Below are 515 nucleotides of genomic sequence, written 5' to 3' on the forward strand. Positions count from 1 at the left end.
GGGTATAGCACGGTTGGGGTGGTAGCCATTGGGCAGTCTCCATTGAGTAACAAGCGTCACTACCACCAGAGCTGCAAATCTCATGGGTGGTAGCCCAGACAAGGTTTGCAGTACCGGCCTCAATGGATACCGGCCAGCCCGAGGGCTGCCCTGCCTGAGCCACCATTGTTTGGATGCATTGCGGTGTGAAAAAGGCCGCATAACAAACAGGCGTGTCAGGTCATTGACGTAAAAAAAGACGCATGGCGCGTCCTACGTCACCATTGAGTGCTCGGGCTGCAAATCCCGGCTGCCGATTTTGCGGCAGCAGAAGAACTATAGCGTTTTAGGGGATGAAGAGGCAAGTTTGAGGAAGTGCTGTGAGCGTGTCGGAGAGGCTATGTTTAAGCCGCTGTTGCCTGCGGCTTGTCAGCCCGTATTACTGATTCAATCCACGCAGCAAATCCCGCCTGCTCCATGAAAGTATGACAGATACAACGATGTCGATGCCATAAACATGTCACGCCAATAGGGTT

The 515-nt window shown here is 53.2% G+C and carries 1 protein-coding gene; it reads right to left on the reverse strand.

Annotation, left to right across the window (positions count from 1 at the left end; genetic code table 11):
• The coding region (locus J5069_RS24145) for an ash family protein (protein WP_264646160.1) at window positions 1–166 on the reverse strand (166 nt) is incomplete at its 3' end.
• Window positions 167–515: the final 349 nt, after the last annotated feature.

This window comes from Candidatus Symbiopectobacterium sp. NZEC127 (assembly GCF_025962675.1).
Classification (GTDB): Bacteria; Pseudomonadota; Gammaproteobacteria; order Enterobacterales; family Enterobacteriaceae; genus Symbiopectobacterium.